The sequence below is a fragment of the Bacillus sp. 2D03 genome (assembly GCF_003946765.1).
Classification (GTDB): domain Bacteria; phylum Bacillota; class Bacilli; order Bacillales; family Bacillaceae_G; genus Bacillus_A; species Bacillus_A cereus.
In genome coordinates this window covers 38,102-46,116 of sequence record NZ_RPSJ01000021.1, presented here as the reverse complement: position 1 = coordinate 46,116, position 8,015 = coordinate 38,102, and the positions used below count along the sequence as shown (strand labels likewise).

Genomic DNA, 8,015 nt, shown 5'->3' with positions numbered 1-8,015 from the left:
ACTTATATTCATTACTACAATCACAAAAGAATTAAAACAAAACTAAAAGGATTGTCCCCTGTGCAATACAGAGTTCAATCCTTAGTAGCTGCTTAATATATTTGTCTAATTTTTTGGGTTCAGTTCATTACTGGCAGTCCTTTTTTGGTAGTTTTAGAAATTAAATTATAACATATTAATATACAAATTATAAATATACTTTTACAAAAGATACTATAAGTTTTTTATAATTCTTGATTTCTCAATTTCCATTGCATACTGAATTTTCCTGTAAGTATTAATAACTACCATTAAAATTATCAATCCACTAGATTATTAGAAAAAACTGGTTATCTACATAATTGTTTGGTAAAATATAGATATAATTTAAGAGGGTAAAGTTAATATAGATCAACTAAGTAATGCTAAGAAAATGTTTTATTGCATAAAAAAAGGCTCCATTGCTGGAGCACTCAAAATAAACAAACGAATTAAAACAAGAAACAGACAATTTAACTATATAGATAAAACATAAATAAATCTATATATATGTAAAAATGCATATAAAAACTCTATTTATTGATGCTATAATAGATTTACTCGATGATTGTTATATTTTTTTATGGTTTTTAAGCAATAAATACCTTCTTAACACCAAGTGTACAAGAAAAGAAGACATCTTAAGTGATGTCTTCTTTTCTTATATAATAACAACACAATAAAATTAAGATGGTTCAAGTGGGAGGAAGGCACCTTTGGGTATCTTTTCTTTGTCAAATTTGCCTAATAGGTGCAGCACCACATTGCTATCAAGTTAAAAATTTTTTCACCCAAAACAAAAAAACGAGCTGAATTCACATAAATAACTATGGAAGAAAACAAAAACTTGGGATTAAAGAACTTGTGATGTATGACTATATTGGCTGTTTTTATCCAGAAGGATACATGAATCCTGATTATACATTTGTATTTAATCATGAGGATATTGAAGGAATTATATTTGTAGGTTTTATAGATGAGGAAGAAGAGGCATTTGTAGGATTGCTTAATTGAATAGGATCTAGAAACAGGTAATCTTCAAATTTTGATAAAACTAGCAATCTCCACGCCGAAATTGGTTAAATTATAAGGGGGAAAAGCTGGTCACGAAAATGATGAAGAGATTACTATTTTCAAATCAGTTGGTTTGGCTGTAGTAGATATTATCGTTGCGAATTATTTGTATGAGAAAGTAGTGGAGCGCGGGACGGGATTGAGTTTTGAGGGACTGCCTTTTGGTGGTCTTTTTTGCATAAAATCTTGTAAAGTAAGAAAAAGTTGAATATTAATATTCTAATATTCAATAGAAAGATAAAATGTTTTAAAGTTCAAAATAATACGTTATAATATATTTAGTAAAATTAACCAATTTATATTTTGCTCATTATGTATTAAAGGGGAAATGAAAATGGCTGGACAAATTCGTATGTCACCAGAGGAGCTTAAATCAAAAGCAGCTCAATATGGACAAGGTGCAAATCAAATTGAGGACATTTTAAGTCAACTACAAAATTTACAAAATGAATTAAGAGGAGAATGGGAAGGTCGTGCTTTCGAAGGTTTTGATCAACAGTTCAATCAATTAAAGCCGAAAGTACAAAACTTCGCACAGCTATTACAAGAAATTAATATGCAGCTTAATAAAACTGCAGAAGCTGTTGCTTCTCATGATGAAGAATTATCACGTAATTTCGGTTTGAAATAAAAATTGTCATACTCTATATAACAGGCATTTCAAATGAGCCATACAGCTTATAGTGTATGGCTCATTTGATTGCATGCCCAACTTAGCTGGACACATGTTTAAAAAGAGTGATATTAATAGGGAATTTTCATATATTTATTGGGATTTCTTTGGCATCTTCTGAAAATTAGAGAAAGGATTTGAGTGATGGGACAATTTCAAAGTAATTTTCAAACGGCACAACAAATTGCTACGCAGATGAGAACAGCTTCGAATATAATCCAAAGTGCAACAAATCGTTCTATAACAAAGGCGACGCATACAACACTATCTGTTAATTCCAAAGCACAAGAAGCGAATCAACAAATGTTAGATTTTACGAAACAATTTTCCACTGCCTTTCAACAAGCGGTCGATAATATTCATTCAGTAGCCCAAGAGTTTGAGAGAATGGATAACGAACTTCACAACACTTTTCGCTAATGTGACAACCTACGTAAAGGTAAAATAGTAGGAGGAATATAATGAGTCAAGATATTGAAAAACAAATCAATCAAGTAAATCAAAAGTTAAGAAGTGTATTTGAAGAACAAGACCGAAATCAATCCGCGATTCACATTCAGGAGCAAGCGGAAGCAGATTTTTATGAATGGAGAGGTCGAAACCATCGTTTGTTTGATCGAATTTTAGGAACTTGGCATGGTGATAGAGAAATGTCTCAGTTTTTTATGAATACATATCAAGAGGCACAACATATTGAACGAAAAGTCACATTTGAATTAGAAAACCAAAAAGAAACGTTGCTTAAAGAAAGACGAAACCTTAGTGATTTAGAAAACGACCTTTCCTATCAACAACAACAATTAGCGAGGGAGGTCAATGCATGAGCTTAAATATGTATTTAGGAGAAGTACAAGGCCAAACTCAAAGTATGAATGCTGTATGTAACGCTACTATTCAAGGTATGGAACAAGTCATTCAGTCAATTGATGCCTTTGCAATTGATACTGTTCTACAAGGACAAACTTATAGCAGTGCAAAATCATTTTTTGTACAAACCTTTCGTCCTTTAGCGCAAGGAATCATTTATCTGTGTGAAGAGTTAATTCGCCAGAACGATGCTTTTCCAAGTCAATTTCAATCACAAGTCGCTTCCACAGATGTAATTGAACAAGAAATATTAGAACAAATTCGAGAAATTGACCGAATGAAAGCAAGTATGGAAGCCATCAGTCAAGCTATGCCAATCCCAGGTATGGACGCTATGGCGAATCTTTTTACTGTGATGAGGAAAAAACTGCAAGAAAAGCTGGATCATTTGTATCAATTCAATCAGACCTCTAGTAATAATTATAGTACAGCCCTTCAATTAGCAGCTAGTATTGCTGCAGGTCTTGCGGAAGTTCAAAGTGGGAAAGGGTTTAGTCCTGCAAGTGGTACATTTAGTACGCAAGGGTTGAATATGGAATGGACAACTTCAATTCAAGGGATTACAGAAGAGAGGGCACGACAAGCTACCAATTCAATTGAAGAAGGTGAAATGTGTGGTAAGCTACCTGAAAAATCTACTGGTGAAAAAATTTGGGACGGTATTGTAGATGGTACGGGACAAGCAGTTAGCGATACAATAGACGGAATAAAAGCTTTAGGAGATTGGGAAACGTGGGAAAACATGGGGAACGCTGCTTTGCACCCTATTGATACCCTCAGTACGATGTATAATGTATTGTCAGATTCATTTATTAATGATGTAATAAATGGAGATGCTGAAAGTCGTGCTAAATGGGGAAGTTATGCTTTAACACAAGTTGGATTAGGACTTATTGGTGATAAAGGATTAAGTAAAGTATCGAAGGTAGCAACTACTGCAAATCTAACAAAAGGTATGTCCAGAGTAACTAATTCTGCTACATATAGAAATGCAATAAACGTATTAAATAATTTTAATTTAAACATTGGAAACCGTTTTGCTTATGCTGGTATTGGGGGAAGTTCTTTAAAATCTAGCTTTATTGATACTTATCAAACAGCTAAGGATAAGCTATCACCTTATCAATATACTAAAAGGACTACGGATGGTGACATTTTTGTTGGTAAATTATATGGAGAAGATGTAATTCTTAAAGATGTTAAAGTTGATGAAATTACTTACTCTAAGAGAACTCGAGAAGAAGCTGAACAACTTCGAAAGGAATTTGATAGGAGTGTGAGAAAAGATTTTCTTAAATCCTTAGTTAATGACCCTGCTAAGCTTGCTGAACTTAAGAATGCTGGTATATTAGATGGGGATATAGAATTGATGAAAAGAGGAAAGCCTCCAATAGGGTGGCAAGTACATCATAATCTTCCATTAGATGATGGAGGGACAAATGCATTTGAAAATTTAACTTTAATACAAAATCACCCATATCATAAAGCTATAACTAATACACAACGTACATTAACTAAAGGCTTACAACCTGGAGATAGTGTAGACATAAGCTGGCCTATACCAAAATACAATATCTACCCTAAAGGGGAATAAATTTAGAAAGAGGTTTTTATATGTGGAAAAATATGATTTTGGAAATTGGAGATATATTGAAAAGTGTTAATTATAAGCTGAATACACCCGCAACGGATACTGAAGTTCAAAGATTAAGAGAACATGTAAAAGAGAAATTTAATGTTGATTTACCGAGGGAATACGAAGAGTTTCTTAAAACTGTAAATGGTTTAGACTTTGATGGACTGGTACTTTACGGAGTTGATTCTTCTTTACTAGAAACAAAAAAAGATGAACATATTTGCGGCTTTATAGACACGAATGAGATTTGGTATGAAAATGAATTTCAAAAAGAGTATCTTTTCTTTGGCGATTCAAATATTGCGTGGTTTTGTAAGAGCTTATCAGACGGTACTTATTTAGAACTTGATAAACCATCAGGTACGGTAATGAACACATATAATAATTTTAATACAATGCTTGAGGAAGCGTTAAAAATAACCCTTCTTTAATAGGGGGTATTAAAAATTATGTTTAATTTTTTAAAAGAATATGTTGTAGCAGACAGAAGTGTCCGTTCTAAACAAAAACCTATTTTCTATCCTATATATCAAGATGAGATAGATGAGGCAGAAAGCTTATTACAAATGGAACTTCCAAAAGAACTGAAACGCTTTTATCAAGAAATAGGTTGTGGTTTTTTAAAGTCTGATACAAGAACGTTTTTCAACAGATTTATGGACCCGATTTCAGTTGCAGATTTCCGTTTAAGGCAAGATATTTATGAATATAATCCAAACCTAGATGATGATGATTCATTAGTGTTTTTTGAAGTAACAGAACTTAACTTTTTAACAATTAAATTTAAAGAGGAAAATGAATTAGGTCAATGTCCCACTTACTCTGAAGATGAGAAAATAGCGGATTCTTTAGAAGAATTTTTAATTAAAATGGATGAAAATCCTGACTATTATATTTAACCTTTTTAAGACTTGCTTTAAGGTGTAGCATTTGAAAAATATCTAATCATGAGTAAAAAAGCTTATGTATAACCTGCATAAGCTTTTTTAATGTCCATAATAGGTAAAAAGTATCAAAAACATTCACCATTAAATTACTAGAAAGTTTAAAGCGAAGAAAAAAGAAATCGATAATACCTTTAAAACGACTTCTAAATTAGAAAATCATATTAAAAACATAGATCCCTCTGTTCCAAGAAGGAGAGGTATTGATGGAGCACACAACAGTGAAGAGTTCTTTAAAAACAATATTAAAAATAGTCAGTGAATCACCTTCAAAAATTCTAGGTGTAAAAACAGTAGAATACAATATGCCTAAGTTAAATATGGATGGCACCCCTACAGGAGAGTATGGAAATAAAGTATTCACAAACAACATTTATGATCCTAAAATTATAAGTGATAAGGAATTTATTAACCGTGGAATTGAAGCAGCTAATGACGCTAAATTAAAAACCAGTGATGGAGTTCTTTCGAGAGAAGGGGCAGGTGTTGACGGTAAAGAAATAACTTGGAGAGGATACCATAAAGGTGGAGAAATCTCTTCTTTTTTTCCAGAATAAATTAAAGATATACGAGGAGAGATATGTATGCAAAGAGAATTTAGATTAAAAGATGAGGATTTACTAGATTTAACCCATTTTCCTATACAAGCAGTGTTTAATATGGTAGATGATGAAAGATTTTTAAAGGTAATCAATTCAGTTTGTGAAGGAGTAGGATTTGGAGAGGAATATGGCGCATGTACTTTTCCAGGAGATTTGGATGAGTATGATATTGCCAATGGAGATTCATTTGAAGGGGTAGAATTTGTATTATACAGTGGTGATGAGGTAATAATTAATTATCAAACACTTTATCATTATTTTAAAAAAATGTGCGAGGGTTATTCAAAAAAGTATCCAAACACAATTAAGAGATTAGAAGACAGTCTTAACAAATTTATTGAATTATACAATATTAATAGGTAGAGGCTATTTATAACTTATCCAAAATCATTATAAAAGGTAGAATGTTTCATGATTAGAATTGATTATATGCTAATATTCAATAGAAGATTAGAAGTTTGAAAATTCACAATAAAATCTTATGATGCGTTCGGTAAAATCAACCAATATATATTTTGCTCATTATGTATTAAAGGGGAAATGAAAAAAACTTGGTTAACAGTAGCGGGGTGGTTTAATTAACATGAAAAAAAATACAGATTTTAATAAAAAAGCTTTTGAATATTATATGGCTCTTTATGCTGTAAATGATATAAGATCGACTATAATTACTCTTGTGATTGGGTGCAATAGGTTTGAAAGGTAGCGTTGGAAAAGAAACTGGTATAACAGTTTCTGTTTTAGAGGGGTTTACTATGGGAAGTAGTTTTAAATTTGAAAAACCTGAGGAGAAAAAATGATATGAAAACTCCATCGTATAAACCATTATATATTTTAGTTTATGTCGTAATATCTGTATCTATTATAGGATTAATGATTACTCCATCCAACAATTGGTGGGAAAAATTGTTAGGAACTATCGTTCTCATTCTTTTGGGAGCAGGTTTAATATGTTTTTTAAAATTCGGAAGGTGGGCGCAAGAGAAATTTTATGATAAATTTACAAAAAAACGGGATTAATATAAGACTGGAGTAATTAAGATATGCGTACAATAAATAGAATTCTGACTTTTACTGTATGTATTATGTTTATATTGTTAATTGGGGTTTCTTCTACTATACGGTTAGAAGATAAACTTTTACTTATAGGTCTGTCACTAATTTGCAATGTTATTGCATACTTTACAGTAGAGTATATCTATAAACGTATAGACAATAAGAAAAAGAATTGGATTTATAATTCGCAAAATTCATTTAATATTTAGAAGGCAAAAGTATCAATGAAACTATTACCAAATGGTTGGTTTTACAGTAGCCCAAGCCGGAATAGAACTAGAGAATATTAAAGGATTTGGAATAGGAGCTGAGGCTAAAGTAGCTCTTGCTACTGTAGATTTAGGTGCTCATGTGGAAAATGGAAATTTACATATAGGAGCTGAAGCTACTCTAGTAAAATATGAGAGTGTTATAAAAATTCCTATTCCATTTATGGATAAAAAGTTACAAACTGGGGGATCAGCATCGCTTGGAACACTCGGGGGGTCTTTTGAAGCTGGAAAAAGTGGATTCAAATTCCATGCACCATTTGGTCCTGATGTAGGTTTATAGGGATTTGGTTTAGAAGTTAATGTTAAGGAATAAAGGAGATAAGTAGCATGAATAAAAAAGTGAAACAATTTAAATATTTTATGATTATATTAGCTTGTATTGCAATTTTTGGTACAATTTTACCTAATGCATTGGATCCAAATGAAACATTAGCAGGTAACATTTCGGTTGCAGTTTTTGGTACAATTGGTACTTGTTTGTTGTTTTCTATCACTTATTTCCTTATAAAAAAGGCTATTTTAAGAAGGGGAAACTAAGATGGTACAAAATTTAGAGTTAGAACTACTTCCAATAGGTTCGGTTGTGAAATTTAAAACATGGGAGCAACCTTTGGTGATATATGGTAGAAAACAGGAAGATCCAAAAACTAAGGAAACTTGGGATTATGTGGCATGTTATTATCCTATTGGAAATGTTTCAACTGAATATAATATATTTTTTAACCATGAATACATATCAGAAGTTATTTTTACTGGTTACATAAATGAGGATGAAATTAAGTTGCGTGAAGATTTGAAATAATAATTTGGAATTTATAACTATAATAAAATATATATATCTTAATGGATATAATTTTTTATTATAGTTATTTT

Annotated in this window: 13 protein-coding genes and 2 pseudogenes; all 15 read left to right on the top strand. The window is 31.5% G+C overall.

Annotated features, from left to right (window positions below):
* On the top strand, positions 1-96 hold a 96-nt coding region (locus EBQ15_RS29170), incomplete at its 5' end, for an IS3 family transposase (protein WP_130055901.1).
* A 750-nt stretch (positions 97-846) separates the two neighbouring features.
* A pseudogene (locus EBQ15_RS29165) lies at positions 847-1,032 on the top strand (DUF4176 domain-containing protein); the annotation flags it as partial.
* Between the two features lie 76 nt (positions 1,033-1,108).
* Positions 1,109-1,300 (top strand): annotated as a pseudogene (locus EBQ15_RS29160) (hypothetical protein); the annotation flags it as partial.
* A gap of 126 nt (positions 1,301-1,426) precedes the next feature.
* Positions 1,427-1,723: a WXG100 family type VII secretion target gene (locus EBQ15_RS29155; RefSeq protein WP_000918587.1), complete on the top strand. Its 297-nt coding sequence runs from the start codon at positions 1,427-1,429 to the stop codon at positions 1,721-1,723.
* Positions 1,724-1,909: 186 nt separating this feature from the next.
* The gene (locus EBQ15_RS29150) at positions 1,910-2,185 is read left to right on the top strand and encodes a TIGR04197 family type VII secretion effector (protein WP_000529652.1); all 276 of its coding nucleotides are present in this window, start codon (positions 1,910-1,912) and stop codon (positions 2,183-2,185) included.
* A 41-nt stretch (positions 2,186-2,226) separates the two neighbouring features.
* Complete coding sequence (locus EBQ15_RS29145; RefSeq protein ID WP_000076120.1) at positions 2,227-2,589, top strand: DUF3958 family protein; 363 nt, start codon at positions 2,227-2,229, stop codon at positions 2,587-2,589.
* Positions 2,586-4,226, top strand: coding sequence for a T7SS effector LXG polymorphic toxin (locus tag EBQ15_RS29140; protein ID WP_000056053.1), 1,641 nt, complete (start codon positions 2,586-2,588; stop codon positions 4,224-4,226). Before EBQ15_RS29145 ends, EBQ15_RS29140 begins: the two co-directional genes overlap by 4 nt.
* Before the next feature lie 20 nt (positions 4,227-4,246).
* Positions 4,247-4,699, top strand: a complete 453-nt coding sequence (locus EBQ15_RS29135; protein WP_000265802.1) for a YrhA family protein — start codon at positions 4,247-4,249, stop codon at positions 4,697-4,699.
* Between the two features lie 18 nt (positions 4,700-4,717).
* Complete coding sequence (locus EBQ15_RS29130) at positions 4,718-5,167, top strand: SMI1/KNR4 family protein (RefSeq protein WP_000481681.1); 450 nt, start codon at positions 4,718-4,720, stop codon at positions 5,165-5,167.
* Positions 5,168-5,418: 251 nt separating this feature from the next.
* The gene (locus EBQ15_RS29125) at positions 5,419-5,769 is read left to right on the top strand and encodes a CdiA family toxin C-terminal domain-containing protein (protein WP_001999206.1); all 351 of its coding nucleotides are present in this window, start codon (positions 5,419-5,421) and stop codon (positions 5,767-5,769) included.
* Positions 5,770-5,796: 27 nt separating this feature from the next.
* Entirely contained in the window at positions 5,797-6,177 is a 381-nt protein-coding gene (gene cdiI, locus EBQ15_RS29120) for a ribonuclease toxin immunity protein CdiI (RefSeq protein ID WP_001188530.1), read from the top strand.
* Positions 6,178-6,615: 438 nt separating this feature from the next.
* Entirely contained in the window at positions 6,616-6,834 is a 219-nt protein-coding gene (locus tag EBQ15_RS29115; protein WP_000856866.1) for a hypothetical protein, read from the top strand.
* A gap of 276 nt (positions 6,835-7,110) precedes the next feature.
* Positions 7,111-7,422 (top strand): hypothetical protein, encoded by a 312-nt coding sequence (locus tag EBQ15_RS29105; RefSeq protein WP_001999202.1) that lies wholly within the window; start codon positions 7,111-7,113, stop codon positions 7,420-7,422.
* A 47-nt stretch (positions 7,423-7,469) separates the two neighbouring features.
* A complete protein-coding gene (locus EBQ15_RS29100) occupies positions 7,470-7,679 on the top strand; it encodes a hypothetical protein (RefSeq protein ID WP_001036924.1) in 210 nt (69 codons plus the stop codon).
* Position 7,680: 1 nt separating this feature from the next.
* A complete protein-coding gene (locus EBQ15_RS29095; protein ID WP_000250497.1) occupies positions 7,681-7,944 on the top strand; it encodes a DUF4176 domain-containing protein in 264 nt (87 codons plus the stop codon).
* The last annotated feature ends 71 nt before the right edge of the window (positions 7,945-8,015 follow it).